This window comes from Sediminibacillus halophilus (genome assembly GCF_900103695.1).
GTDB classification, from domain to species: Bacteria; Bacillota; Bacilli; order Bacillales; family Amphibacillaceae; genus Sediminibacillus; species Sediminibacillus halophilus.
In genome coordinates this window covers 561823-574475 of the sequence record NZ_FNHF01000003.1, presented here as the reverse complement: position 1 = coordinate 574475, position 12653 = coordinate 561823, and the positions used below count along the sequence as shown (strand labels likewise).

Genomic DNA, 12653 nt, shown 5'->3' with positions numbered 1-12653 from the left:
CTTAACGTACTTCATATTAGCTTAGTATTCTGTGAATCTTTGTTATTGGAACAGTCCTTCCAGTTCGTTTCTGACAGATGGTGATATGGCACTGTTCCCGCCCAAATAGTAATAAACTGGATCCCCGGGCAGCCCTTTCAACCAGCCTGCAAGCGCATCAGGCACTTCCTTCTCTTTCGTCAACAGAAGCGGTGCCTGTTTCCGAGTTGCCAAGGCTGTTCCGGACAAGGAATCGGCCATTCCATATCCTCTGGCAAAAAAGGCATTAGAAACTGCCTGTTTTGGATAATACTTCTCGGCAATCGCAACACTTGTCTCAAATCTAGTTTTACCTGATACCCGTTGTACTATACTGACCTTTTGCCGCAAAGTCTTTTCGACAGCTGTTGACACAGCGTCCGTTCCTCCAATGATGGTAACCTTGCGTATATTGTTATCCTTTATAAATTGTGAAACTTGATTGCTTAACCGTTCTTTTTCCGTCAACAGAATCGGAATCTGTTTTTCCGCTGCATAGGCAGCAATGGATAGCGCATCAGAAGATTTTTCGTCACCAGTCGTGATATAAACCTCGTTGGTTGTATTTGACTGAATCGTTTCCTTGGCAATGATGGCAGCCGTTTCATATCGTGTTGCCCCTGATAGCCGGATAACACTGGCATTTCCATAGCGGGACTTCAGTTTGTTTTCTATTTTTGAAGAGACTGCCGCAGTGCCCCCAAGCAAATAAATTTTGTAGGGCTTGGATCCTGAAACATAATGTTCCGGATTAAGCCGGTCGACTTCCTTCAAGGTAACCTCTTGCAGCGTATCTCGAGTGGTCAACAACAACGGGGAGTCAAACTTTGCTGCCAACACGCTCCCGGTCAGTGCATCGATTGGTAAGTCACCCCTTCCCAGTACAACACCATTGGCATTATTCCAGTGCCAACCGTAGTTGGCTATGCTGGCACTCGTTTCATACCGCCGGCTTCCTTCCAAGGCATATGTGAGGAGGTTCTGTGAACTGCTTAAGTAACTACTGGCGACGTAGCCATTTTTTCCACTGCTTGTCCTTACCGGATACCAGACAAATTGGGAAGTACTACTGTTCGAGGATTGAAATGAACCAGTAATTGTTACCCTTTCCCCTCGTTTTAACGAACCGATTTGCGAACCGGAGGGACTGTCCCTCAACGTCAAACTGTCAGCTGTAACATAAACAGGCTGATTGACGGAATAGTCTTGCCTGGTCGTTACCGGATTAGCTTTATAATGGATTGTTTCCTCGTCAAATCTTAGAATGCCATCGATTCTCGGACTTAATAGATAAGTAGGAAATGGCGGCAGGTCCTCTAAGAGACCGTAGTCAGCAATGTGTTGGTAGATTTTTTCCTGATAAGCAGATGCCGGATTTGTTTGCGGATTATTCCGGGAGGACAATCCATTATAAGCAAGAATGGCAAAATACCAATTTTCCAGCTTGTATTTATCATGGTCATTTATCTTCGGTATCAATCCTGCATTGGCATAGTTCCATTTTTGCTGTAAAATTTTCAACCCTTCCCGTATGTTGTAACGAATATCAGTAGAAAGCTTGTTGATTTCCCGCTGTTTTTCTGTTGGGTCCTCTATAAATCGATAATCGGATACTTGCATGATCCCGATGCCTATGCAATCGTAGCCTAGTTTGACATTGGTGCCGTCCCAATTCGGACAGTTTTTGCTATAGTGTGATTCTGGCGTTTTCCCCGCAGGCCAATACTGTTGCCAGCCGCTTTCCTGGTAGGCGATTGCCTTGACGATTTCCGGGGGAATGTCGGCGTTGATCGCCTCCTGAGTGAGGATCCGCGAAATTTCACTGTAGGAGGGGTTTTGGTACTTTTCCTCAACCGAAGCCAGGGCAGCAAATCGACTTGCGCTTTTCGGCATAGTTGAACGCTGATCGTTGCCCAGCTTTTCCACCTCTCCTTGTTCTAGTTTAAAAGTATCATCGAGTATCTGGGTCGGCTCTGTCATGATATCGTCGTTTTCGAATACTGGATAACTCACTGTTATCTCCGACCCTTCCATCTCTACGGCTGCTCGTGGATAGGTAGGAGAAGTGAAAACTTTTTGATAGTCTCGGACACCAGACAGCACTTCAAAATATACTTCCTGGCCAGTACCATCTAATCGATATTCCAAAAGCAGGTAGTGATTGGAACCCTCGGTCAATAACTGAACATCTGCAACATTCGCCAAAGTGGCTTTATTGCTATATAAAACATTGGCGTTTCTCATCACTTTAATCGAGGATGTTGTTTGGTCGTTGTTTACTTCAACGGTCACTCCGCCCTCAAATTCCAGGTATGTTTCCCCTCCCGGTATTCCGTCTTCCTCAGCGGCAGTCAATTGACTGGCCGTAATAAACAAAAATAGCAAGCTCAGGACAAAGCAGCCTGCTTTCTTTACACTTGTTTTATTCGCATAGTACTTCGACAAAATGTAACACCCTCTCCCTTTTTTTAACTCTATGAATCTTATAAAAAACGGAGATAAAGGCTTTGTCAACGCAGCTTTGAGGATTGTAAATCAAACGGGTCCACTTAGAAGTCAGATTAATTTTCCACATGTTAACTGCCGGTTCGGATAAGGCACTTTGTTCAATTTTGCTGGTTTACCAAAACTTCAAGAAAGCTAAACAATGTAAACAAACGTTTACTGTAAATCTTTTATGAACTTTGTTTAAGTTTTTGTAATTTTCTCCAAATAATATTCGGATTCTTTTACACTGTTGAAAAGTCCAATCATCAAAGGAAAAGGGGTAAACAGGATGAGGATTGCTGTATTGATTCCGTGTTATAACGAAGAACATACCATCGGAGCGGTTATTGACGATTTCCGGCGGGAACTGCCGGAAGCGGTAATTTATGTATATGACAACAATTCATCGGACCGAACGTATGACATTGCAATTGAGCATGGTGCTGTGGTCAAAAAGGAACCGAAACAAGGAAAAGGGAACGTAATCAGAGCGATGTTCCGCGATATAAATGCAGACTGTTATGTCATGGTAGATGGCGATCATACCTATCCGGCTGATACGGTTCATCAGTTGATTGGACCGATTGTACGGCGCGAGGCCAGCATGGTTATCGGTGATAGATTGTCGAATGGGACCTACGGCAGTGAAAACAAACGCAGGTTCCATAACTTGGGGAACTCGCTTGTGAAGCGGTCGATCAATTTTCTATACAAAAGTGATCTGGAAGATATTATGACAGGGTATCGTGCGTTTGATAAGGTTTTTGTGAAATCGATGCCGGTGATGAGTCCAGGCTTTGAAATCGAAACAGAAATGACCATCCACGCACTTGACAAACGCCTGCCCATCAAAGAAGTCCCCATTCGCTATAGGGACAGGCCTGACGGAAGTGAGTCGAAACTGAGTACGTTAAGCGATGGCTTAAAAGTACTGGGTAAAATCTTCACCTTGTTCAAGGAATATCGACCCATGATGTTTTTCAGTGCCTGGTCTGTCCTTTTGTTATTGTGTGGGTTGGCAACAGGGCTGCCGGTGGTTGCAGAATTTTTTGCCACAGGATACATCACCAAGATACCCTCTGCCATTCTGGCGGTCGGATTGGTGATTTTGTCGATGTTGTCCTTTGCCAGCGGGCTGATTCTCGACACAGTCGCTTCCACTCATAAAAAGCAGTATGAATTGGAACTTAATCGCATGTTTGATTTGTCTGGGGGATTTAAAGGTGATCAGTAATTGGGTGATTCTTTTGCTTAGTGTTATATCTGGAGTCTTGAGCGGAACAGCCTGTATATCGTTGATTCAATCCTTTACCCAGACAGCAATGGCAGTGATTATTACGGTTTATGCGCTAATGACCGTTTTTTTCTTAGTAGGTTTTCGTGTGATGGTAAATAGGTGGAAGTTGGCAAAAAGGCTGATGGGCCATCCACTATCGGCAGGCTTTATAGGTATTTTTTCATTGGCCGTGTTGTTCAGCTTAAAAGGTTCGCTCGATCATTTACAGGATAATAGCTGGCTAATTAGGTTGTTTGTCTGGTTTGGTTCCTATGCTACGATTTTCGTAGGAGTAACCCTCATCATACTCCTGCTCTATCCTATACAGATTAAAATAGCCTCAAGCAGCGCTTCCAGGTGGAAGATCATCGGCTATGCTCTGCCTTGCCTGGTGGTTTGGATTATTTACTTAGCTGCTTTCTATCCAGGAGGGATGACACCAGACTCCCTTTCTCATTGGCGACAAATCCACACACATGAGTTCAGCAGCTGGCACCCCGTATTTTATACATGGTTCATGATGCTGACGACGACATTCTGGCATTCTCCTGCTGCGACAGCTCTCGGCCAGATTTTTTTCCTTGCGGGCGTATTTGGTTTCGCGATGTACAGCTTTGAGAAAAACGGTTTAAAACCAATTTTGTTATGGGTAGTGACAGCAGTCTTTGCGCTCTCACCGGTCAACAGTGTTTTTTCAATCATGATATGGAAGGATGTCCTTTTCAGTACTTTTTTGCTATTCTTCACTGTCATTTCCTGCAAAGTTGTCGTCACAAAGGGAGAATGGCTTTATCCGTTAAGCAGCCATTTTCTGTTGGGCGGAGCTGTTATCGGCATTATTTTCATTCGAAACAATGGACTGCCAGTTTTTCTGGCCATGGCCCTTCTGCTGATGATTACATATCGGAATCAAGCTAAGCGGTTATTGATGACAACTCTAACGGTATGCGGTATCTATGTCATCGTTACCGGACCTGTATTTGATGTCTTGGAGGTGAAGCCGGCAGATCCTAATGAGGCGTTAGGTATCCCTACGCAACAGCTGGCAAGAGTAATTGCCCTCGACGGAGAACTGACCGTGGAGCAGGCAGAATACCTGAATCGCATTTTACCCTTAGCTGAGTGGAAGGAACATTACCACCCTTACTTAACAGATCGGATAAAGTTTCTCGACGATTATAATCGGGAGGTCATTTACGAGGATTACGGAAAATATTTTTCTACCTGGTTTTCTGTTGTTTCCAATAATTTTTCTATTGCGGTTGATGCCTACTTAAAACAAACGTCGCTCGTTTGGCAGATCAATGAACCACAGCATGGGTACACTAGCCTTTATTCTACAGAAATACATCAGCCAAATGATTATGATTTGAAATCGGCCTCTCTACTTCAGGGTGTTAAAAGTCTGCTGACAAGTTGGCAAACATTTACCGAATCCCATTTAAAACAATTAGTATGGCGGCCTGCTCTATACACCTTTTTGATTGTATTGTTGGCTTTTATCGGCTTTATAAAAAACGGATGGACAGCCTGGCTGGTGGCTTTGCCTGTTTTATTGAATACGGGCACCATTCTGGCCGGTTTACCAGCTCAAGATTTCCGCTATCAATATGCCAACTCAATGGCATTGTTCATCATTGGATTATTTGCCCTGCTCCTGTACAACCAACCTTTGCTGAAAAGGACAGATGACGATGATGAAGCTGCTTAATTCTTTGAAGGAGAATAAATGCGGGATTGCCATCATGATTGCCGCCTCCGCCTGCACTGCACTTGGCCAGCTTTGTTGGAAGCTGTCACTGGGGGAGATCAATCTCTTCCTCATCGGGGGACTTTCTCTCTATTTCCTAGGAGCTGTCGGAATGGTCATCGCCTTTCGGTTTGGCAGCTTGTCCGTCCTCCATCCTCTACTAAGTCTTGGCTATGTATTTGCGCTGTTCTTGGGGAGCATATTTCTTGGGGAAATCATCACCTCCAAAAATTATATTGGGACAGCATTGATCATTACCGGAGCTGTCCTGATCGGTGGTGGTGATGATTAAGTGGCTGATGATGATTGTTTTATTCACTCTTTTCGGCGCACTTGGCGGCTTCTTTTTTAAAAAAGCCAGCGGGCAGGATTTCACTTTGAATAGCAAATTGATAATTCATTTAATGGCGGGCGGCATGTTTTACGGAGCTGGAGCGATTCTTAATGTTTGGACGCTCAAGCACCTTCCGTATACAATCGTTTTTCCGCTGACATCCCTTACGTACGTATGGACGCTGCTCCTTTCTTTCATCTGGCTGCGTGAAACTCTTACAACCAACAAAATTGTCGGAGTACTCCTAATCGTAGCCGGTTCCATCTTTCTGGTTACTTAAAAGAGACCCAGCGCGGTCAACAAATCGGAGGTAAAGCAGGCTGAGAAGCTGGGGTCAGTCCCCCAACACACTGTCGTGGCAATGCGACGCAGTGTTACTATGTTGGGGGACTGACCCCATAGGTATGTTAGTTAAATAAAAAAAGAGCCGTTCAGTCGGCTCTTTTTATTTTTGGTTATTCTTTTTCTTGTATGGTTTAGCAGAGCCGGTGAATGGATTTATTTCATATGTTAAGTCGCGTCCGGCTTCCTTTTCTTCTTGTGATATGCTTTTTCCAAGTGCTGCATAGTACCAAATCCATGCACCTAATGACAGTAACCCGCCGATAGTTGTAACCCAAAATACAGCGTCTCCGTCCATGCTCCACCTCCATGTGGTTTATATTTCCATTTTACATGGAATATCGTTATTTCAACTAGTCAATTAACCTGATGACTCGCCAATGAAGAAACCGTTTCTTGGGAATTGACTATCGGGCGCCCGATGGAATGGTATTCGATGACGCTTGCCTTTGCAGCTTCCAAGTCGAAGCAGTTACGCCCGTCAAACAGAAGTGGTCTGGCTAACAGACGTGCGTATTCCGTTAAAGGGAGGTCCTTGACTTGTTTCCAATCCGTGATAATGACGGCACAATCTGCACCTTGTATTGCCTCCTGCAGGTTGTCGGTTAGCCTGACTGTGGCAGGCATCACTTGTCTTGCCCGTGACACAGCAACTGGATCATAGCCGCGAAGCGTTGCGCCTGCTGCCTGCAGTTGTTCTGCAACACGAATGGCCGGTGACTCCCGCATGTCATCTGTATTCGGCTTGAAGGTGAGTCCGAGCAATGCAATCGTTTTGCCCTCAAGAATTCCTAAGCGGGTTTGAATCATTTTCACCAGCCAATCACGCTGCTTGTCATTGACATGCTGGACACTGCCAAGCAACGGCATCGGGTAATCATGGCTTCTTCCCATGGCAATCAAAGCATTGGTGTCCTTAGGAAAACAAGAACCGCCATAGCCGACGCCGGCTTGGAGAAACTTACCTCCTATTCGCGAATCCATGCCCATCCCTTCTGCCACGTTATCGACATTGGCTCCAACATGGGCACATAAATGGGCCATTTCATTAATAAAACTAATTTTAGCCGCCAAAAAAGCGTTGGAAGCGTATTTAATCATTTCGGCGCTACGTAAATCCGTTTTGACGATCGGCAACTGAAATGGCCGGTTGATTTCTTCTAACAATGCTAGTGCATCCGGATCATCAGAACCTATTACGATTCGATCTCCGTGAAAAGTATCGTGAACAGCTGTACCCTGACGGAGAAATTCCGGGTTGGAAACAATGCGTATGTGAACCGGTTCTGCCAACGCTGACTCTATCATCCGTTTGATAGATTGATTGGTTCCGACGGGAACAGTGCTTTTCGTTACAATCACTGCATTCTGCTTCAAATGGGCAGCAATCGCTCTGCCTGCAGCCTCAATAAAAGTCAAATCGGCGGAGCCATCAGCCGTTTCCGGTGTGCCGACAGCCAGGTAGATAACCTCTTTTCCAGCCAGCCCTTCCCAATAATCGGTAGTGAAATCCAGACGGCCGCATTGAAGATTTTTTTCTAGTAAATCCTCCAGCCCCTCTTCAAAAATCGGGGATTTGCCGTGATTCAACAGGGCGATTTTTTCCTCATCAATATCCAAACAGGTAACCGAGTGGCCGATTTCGGCTAAACAGACACCCGTGACCAAGCCGACGTACCCTGTTCCAATGACCGCTATGTTCATGGCAGTTTCACCGCCTTTTTCTGCTTTCCGTATCCAATGGAGAGGAAATCAACCAACGGATGCTTCAGTATTTTCTTTCGTTTGCTTCCAGAAAATGCTACAGTTCGGGACGATTGCTCTTTCCTATTCATCAGATCGCTCTCCTTTGTCAGGCGTTACTTCTATTTATATTGAGCTGCATGTGAATCCATTCATGCATGGCCGTTGATTTCATCGTACCCGGTTGAAGGAGTCGCTACAATCCCCATGAGCATGCGGTTTTCCGTGCATTTACAATGTTTACAAACAAGAAAAACACAATAAAAGGCGCCCCTCTCGTCTAAAAAGGGACGCCTTTTACTTATTTTCTGTACTACCGAGTGTTTATTATGTTTTTGTTAACTTTTCTTCATATTCATCCGCGGTCATTCGTACGCTTCACCAGCTTATGCATGCTGTTGATCAACGGTTTTTTTCTTTTTTCCACTGCTCCGATTTCTGCAATCAACGCAAGCAGCAGCAAAATGAAGAAAGAAATAACCAACGAAAAGGTGAGCGATGCATTGGAAAACATAATACCGAGAATTCCGAAGACAGCACTGAAACCATAAATGATGAGGACGGTTGTCCGATGGCTGAACCCTGAAGCAAGCAATTGGTAATGGATATGCTTCTTGTCGGGAAGCATGATGTTTTCATGATTGTACAGCCTTCTCACAATGGCAAACAACGTATCGAATATCGGCACTGCCAGCACGATCACGGGAATGATAAAGCTGAACAAGGTCACATTTTTGAACAGGCCTAACAAGGATATCACGGCTACTGAATACCCAAGAAACATCGAGCCGGTATCACCCATGTAGATTTTTGCCGGATAGAAGTTATGAAATAAGAAACCGATATTGCTGGCGATCAATACAACACAGAAGTAAACAACGACCACGCGATAATCACCAAGTGCCATGATCAGCACGCTGATTAATGCAATTGCCGACACGCCGGAAGCCAATCCGTCCAGTCCGTCAATTAGGTTAATGGCATTGGTAATACCGACAATCCACAACAGAGTGACGATAAAACTCCAATTCCCAAGCTCCACTAAGCCGAATAGCGGAACATTGATCCGCTCGATGATCAGGCCGCCGTAAATCAACACCCCGGCAGCTGAAATTTGCCCAATCAATTTATACAAAGGACGAAGCTGAAATTTATCATCCAGGATTCCAAGTATGACGACGATGATCGCTCCGATACTGATTTCGAACATATGGCGGTGAACCGGCTGTAAGTAAACCAGGCCGAGAACCGTTCCTAAAAAAATGGCCAGTCCGCCAAGCCTCGGAATCGCGACTTTATGAATTTTTCTAGCCTCCGGCTTATCCATTGCACCGATTTTAACAGCGAGTTTTTTCACAGGAAAAACGAGCAAGGCAGTCGCCAACAAGGAAATCAGAAACGCAATGACAAGCTCTGATAGGTTAACCATAGAATCCCTACTTTAGTTGATTTCTCTCATTTTTAATATAAATCAAACTATCGATACTATTACAATTATGCAACACTCTATTTCAATTATTCACCGAGAGATACCTGCCCAAACATTCCAATGAAATGATGGAAGCAGGCAAAGACGTATGCACCGAGTAAGCACATACGTCTCTTTGCTGATTAAGCCTTTTCCTCCCGCTTTTTGTCACGGCGGAACAAACGGACGATTCGTCCCGACAATCCATCAAAGTAGGTGTAAACAACCGGAATCAACAGCAAGGTGAAAATGCTGGAAATTCCAAGACCGAAAATGATGGTGATGGCCAAGGGCTGCTGGGATTCGGCTCCTTCGCCTAAACCGAGTGCCAATGGCACCATTCCGAGAATCGTCGTCAGGGTTGTCATCAAAATCGGCCGCATTCTGCTGGCGCCTGCCTCGAGGATGGCATCGAAACGGGACAAGCCACGTCCTCGCAGAATATTGATATAGTCGACCAGCACGATGGCGTTGTTGACGACAATACCTGCTAGCATGATGATCCCGATGAACGCAGTGATGCTCAGCGGTTTACCTGTCAGGAACAGTCCCAGCAGAATACCGACGACTGTTGCCGGAAGCGAGAACATGATAACCAGCGGTGTCAGGAAGTTCTCAAACTGAACAGCCATTACGGCGTACACAAGAAAGATCGAGAATACCAGCGCTATGGCCAGATCAGAGAATGCCTCGGCCATATCCTCTACTTCACCGCCCATTGAATAGGAGTATTCATCCGGGAAGTTCAGCTGGTCTAATTTTGTTTTAACATCGCCGCTGATGCTGGCCAAGTCACGTCCCGAAATATCACTGGAGACATTGACCTGCGGCTGCTGGTTTTCCCGGGACAACGTAGCAGGACTTTGAATTTGCTCAAAGTCGGCCACTGAATCCAACGGAATCATCGAGCCTTGCGGTGATTGTATGTTCAAGTTTTCTAAATCAGCGATCGTGCTGCGTTGGTCTTCCGGGAAGGTTAGACGTACGTTCATATCATCGCCGTTTTCTCGATAGTTCATGACCACCTGGCCGCTGAACGCCATTTGAATCTGGCTCATGATTTGCTGGTGTGTCAGGCCTTGCTGTGCAGCAGCTTCCCGATCAACCGTCACGTTCAGCTCCGGTTGTGTGTCAGAAATAGAGGAGGTTGGATTTAGTACTCCATCCACTTCGCTAATTTCAGAAACGACTTGGTCCGCAAGCTCACGCAGTACTTCGTGCTCCGGACCGGTCAGTTGAATTTGAATCGGAGAACCGGTGCTCATTCCCGAACCGCCAAGTGAATTGACTGATATATCGGCACCGACGATATCTTCCATGTCCTTCTGCATATCGGCGATAACTTCATCGGTCGTTTGACTACGATCTTCTGAAGAAACCAGCTGCAAGGTATAAGAGGCTTGGTTTCCTCCTCCTCCACCGCCCATCATCTGGTTACCGCCGCCAATACTCAAGTAACTCGTGTCGAGGACGTCTTGATAATTCTGCAGCCGCTCACTGACTTCGGCAGCAATTTCTTCGGTCTCTTCTGTCGATGTACCGGTAGGCGTTTCCAGTGCAATCTCGATCTGTCCTTCGTCGGATGCAGGCATGAATTCAGCTCCGATGAACGGAATCAAGGCCAGACTTCCGACGATGCACAGGAAGGTCACAAAAACAGTCGTCTTTCGGAATTTCAATACTTTGCGAAGCACGCCTTTGTAGCCATTATTGACCTTATCCAGGAACCGGTCGAACCAGTAACGCCGGCCGTGGTCTTGCATGGCTTTGCTCAGCAGCTTGGATGACAGCATCGGTATCAACGTGATCGATACAACCAGCGATGCGATCAATGCAAACGAAACGGTCAAAGCGAACGGTGTAAACAGGCTGGATGCAATGCCTTCGACAAAGACAATCGGCAAAAATACGACCAGTGTTGTCGTCGTCGATGCAATCACGGCAGGAGCCAGTTCCGAGGCGCCTTTCTTGGCAGCTTCCACCATCGTAAAACCGCGCTGGCGATAGGTAACGATATTTTCTAATATGACAATCGAACTGTCGACCATCATTCCGATACCGAGAGCCAGTCCGCCCATGGTAAGGACGTTCAGTGTTTCGCCAGTAAAGTAAAGCAGCGTGAAGGTGGAAATGATCGCGATCGGAATAGACAAACCAATGACGATGGTTGCCCGAATGCTCTTCAAGAACAGCAACAGGACAAGAACGGAAAAGATTCCACCGATAATCATATTTTGTACCACGGAGCTGATCGATGATTTGATGAAAGTCGATGTATCGATCACGACATCGAGAGATACGCCTTCCGGCAGCTCTTCTTTCAGGTCATCCACAGCTGCCGTGACATTGTCGGAGACGTCGACGGTGTTGCCATCGGTCTTTTTCATGACGGAAAGGACAGTGGCCTGCTTTCCGTTGACCATGGTTGTTCCGTTTGACTCTTCAAATGTATCTTTTACTTTGGCAATGTCTTCTACGTGTACTTGGGTGCCGGACTGTGATTGGATGATCGTCTCACGGATATCATCGACCGAGTCGAAATCACCATTCACCCGGACTTGCAGATCCTGATCGCCTTTTTGCACGGTTCCCGCCGACCCGGATTGGTTCACCCCTCCGAGGGCTTGTGAGATATCCTGGGTGCTTAAGCCGTACTGTGCCATTTTCCCTTGATCCAGTTCGAGCTGGATTTCTCTCGTCTGTCCTCCTTCGACGGTAACCGAGGCCACGCCTTCCTGCCGTTCAAAGTATGGGACGACTTGATCTTCAGCAACGTTTTGCAGCTGGGACAGATTTTCACCTGTCAGTCCAACCCACATAATCGGCATTTGATCCGGATTGAAGCGGAGGACGGACGGATCGTCGGCACTGTCCGGCAGCATCCCTTTGGCTGAATCGACCTGTTCACGCACCTCGAGCAGGGCATTGTCCAGGTTGGTACCGGTCGAGAACATAATGATGACAAGGGAGGAACCCGATTGGGATTGGGATTGGACCGATTCCACCCCTTCTATCGAACTGAGTGATGCTTCGAGCGGCTGACTGACTTGCTTTTCGACTTCTTCCGGAGCAGCATCTGGATAATTGGTCGCTACTACGGCAATCGGCAAGTCAATTTTCGGAAACAAATCGATTGCTAAACTGCGTAATGAAACAAAGCCCAGCGCCAGAATGGCCAGGACAATCATGACCACACCTACCGGGCGCTTGACGGATGTATCTACTAACTTCACGG

The 12653-nt window shown here is 46.2% G+C and carries 10 protein-coding genes; 4 read left to right on the top strand and 6 right to left on the bottom strand.

Annotated features, from left to right (window positions below):
- Positions 1-42: 42 nt before the first annotated feature.
- Entirely contained in the window at positions 43-2463 is a 2421-nt protein-coding gene (locus tag BLR82_RS13215) for a cell wall-binding repeat-containing protein (RefSeq protein WP_074599929.1), read from the bottom strand.
- Positions 2464-2794: 331 nt separating this feature from the next.
- Between BLR82_RS13215 and BLR82_RS13210 the strand changes: the two genes are divergently transcribed.
- From BLR82_RS13210 to BLR82_RS13195, 4 genes are read left to right on the top strand one after another with little or no spacing between them, the layout of a single operon-like run.
- Positions 2795-3739, top strand: coding sequence for a glycosyltransferase family 2 protein (locus tag BLR82_RS13210; protein ID WP_074599928.1), 945 nt, complete (start codon positions 2795-2797; stop codon positions 3737-3739).
- Positions 3729-5492 (top strand): DUF6020 family protein, encoded by a 1764-nt coding sequence (locus tag BLR82_RS13205; RefSeq protein WP_074599927.1) that lies wholly within the window; start codon positions 3729-3731, stop codon positions 5490-5492. The genes BLR82_RS13210 and BLR82_RS13205 overlap by 11 nt, the downstream gene beginning before the upstream one ends.
- Positions 5476-5823 (top strand): EamA family transporter, encoded by a 348-nt coding sequence (locus tag BLR82_RS13200; protein ID WP_074599926.1) that lies wholly within the window; start codon positions 5476-5478, stop codon positions 5821-5823. Before BLR82_RS13205 ends, BLR82_RS13200 begins: the two co-directional genes overlap by 17 nt.
- Entirely contained in the window at positions 5816-6145 is a 330-nt protein-coding gene (locus tag BLR82_RS13195) for an EamA family transporter (RefSeq protein ID WP_074599925.1), read from the top strand. Before BLR82_RS13200 ends, BLR82_RS13195 begins: the two co-directional genes overlap by 8 nt.
- A gap of 165 nt (positions 6146-6310) precedes the next feature.
- Here BLR82_RS13195 and BLR82_RS13190 read toward each other — a convergent pair whose 3' ends face one another.
- From BLR82_RS13190 to BLR82_RS13175, 5 genes are all read right to left on the bottom strand, one after another.
- Positions 6311-6505 (bottom strand): hypothetical protein, encoded by a 195-nt coding sequence (locus BLR82_RS13190; RefSeq protein WP_074599924.1) that lies wholly within the window; start codon positions 6503-6505, stop codon positions 6311-6313.
- Between the two features lie 59 nt (positions 6506-6564).
- Positions 6565-7911 (bottom strand): UDP-glucose dehydrogenase family protein, encoded by a 1347-nt coding sequence (locus tag BLR82_RS13185; protein ID WP_074599923.1) that lies wholly within the window; start codon positions 7909-7911, stop codon positions 6565-6567.
- The gene (locus BLR82_RS21490) at positions 7908-8042 is read right to left on the bottom strand and encodes a hypothetical protein (RefSeq protein WP_281242195.1); all 135 of its coding nucleotides are present in this window, start codon (positions 8040-8042) and stop codon (positions 7908-7910) included. The genes BLR82_RS13185 and BLR82_RS21490 overlap by 4 nt, the downstream gene beginning before the upstream one ends.
- A 263-nt stretch (positions 8043-8305) precedes the next feature.
- Complete coding sequence (locus BLR82_RS13180) at positions 8306-9379, bottom strand: glycosyltransferase family 4 protein (RefSeq protein ID WP_074599922.1); 1074 nt, start codon at positions 9377-9379, stop codon at positions 8306-8308.
- A 182-nt stretch (positions 9380-9561) separates the two neighbouring features.
- Positions 9562-12651 carry an efflux RND transporter permease subunit gene (locus BLR82_RS13175; protein WP_074599921.1) on the bottom strand — a complete coding sequence of 1030 codons (3090 nt, stop codon included), beginning with the start codon at positions 12649-12651 and terminating at the stop codon, positions 9562-9564.
- Between the last annotated feature and the right edge of the window lie 2 nt (positions 12652-12653).

Excerpts from the sequence above, each read along its gene's own strand:
- BLR82_RS13210 (WP_074599928.1), top strand. The coding sequence starts at position 2,795 with ATGAGGATTGCTGTATTGATTCCGTGTTATAACGAAGAACATACCATC.
- BLR82_RS13200 (WP_074599926.1), top strand. The coding sequence starts at position 5,476 with ATGATGAAGCTGCTTAATTCTTTGAAGGAGAATAAATGCGGGATTGCC.
- BLR82_RS13195 (WP_074599925.1), top strand. The coding sequence starts at position 5,816 with ATGATTAAGTGGCTGATGATGATTGTTTTATTCACTCTTTTCGGCGCA.
- BLR82_RS13190 (WP_074599924.1), bottom strand. The coding sequence starts at position 6,505 with ATGGACGGAGACGCTGTATTTTGGGTTACAACTATCGGCGGGTTACTG.
- BLR82_RS13185 (WP_074599923.1), bottom strand. The coding sequence starts at position 7,911 with ATGAACATAGCGGTCATTGGAACAGGGTACGTCGGCTTGGTCACGGGT.
- BLR82_RS21490 (WP_281242195.1), bottom strand. The coding sequence starts at position 8,042 with ATGAATAGGAAAGAGCAATCGTCCCGAACTGTAGCATTTTCTGGAAGC.
- BLR82_RS13180 (WP_074599922.1), bottom strand. The coding sequence starts at position 9,379 with ATGGTTAACCTATCAGAGCTTGTCATTGCGTTTCTGATTTCCTTGTTG.